The following is a 590-nucleotide window of genomic DNA, read 5'->3' as shown; positions in this document are numbered from 1 at the left end:
ACAGGGAATTCAAACGGCTCACAGGTGTAACGCCCGTCCTTTTTCATGAAATGCTGCAAGTCACCACAGAAGCAGAAAGCCGGAAGGTCAAGTCGGGCAGGCCGCATACGCTCGGTTTGGCAGACCAACTGCTGCTTACCCTAAGTTATCTGCGCCATTACCATACCCAACTCGAATTGGCCGCTATCTACGGCCTTTCCGAAAGTAATGTCTGCCGCACCATCCGTAAAACCGAGGACGCCTCATCCGTTGCAAACGCTTTTCCCTGCCAAAACACAAGAATCCGGGCGATCAAACGGTCATCATTGACGTTACCGAAAGCCCGATTGAACGTCCCAAAAAAACAGCGGCAGTATTACAGCGGCAAGAAAAAGCGACATACGGTTAAAATCCAGGTCATATACGGCAGAGAAACTGAAAAAATCATCAGCATCCGGACGGAGATGGGTGCTCAGCATGACATGCGTTTAGCCAAGAGGCACCTTGCAGAGCTTTATCCCTACAAAATAGTCATTGCGGATAAGGGTTATCAAGGATTGGCTAAAACCGGATTACAGACCCCGAAAAAGAAATCCAAACATCATCCGCTG

1 pseudogene is annotated in these 590 nt (G+C 49.2%); it reads left to right on the top strand.

Annotated features, from left to right (window positions below):
• A pseudogene (locus ACLD9W_RS12450) lies at positions 1-590 on the top strand (transposase family protein); the annotation flags it as partial.

Origin of the sequence: Neisseria sp. WLZKY-1, assembly GCF_046546535.1 — a bacterium.
In the GTDB taxonomy this organism is placed as follows: Bacteria; Pseudomonadota; Gammaproteobacteria; order Burkholderiales; family Neisseriaceae; genus Neisseria.
The sequence above is the reverse complement of the archived record's forward strand: the minus strand, read 5'-3'. Positions and strand labels throughout refer to the sequence as shown.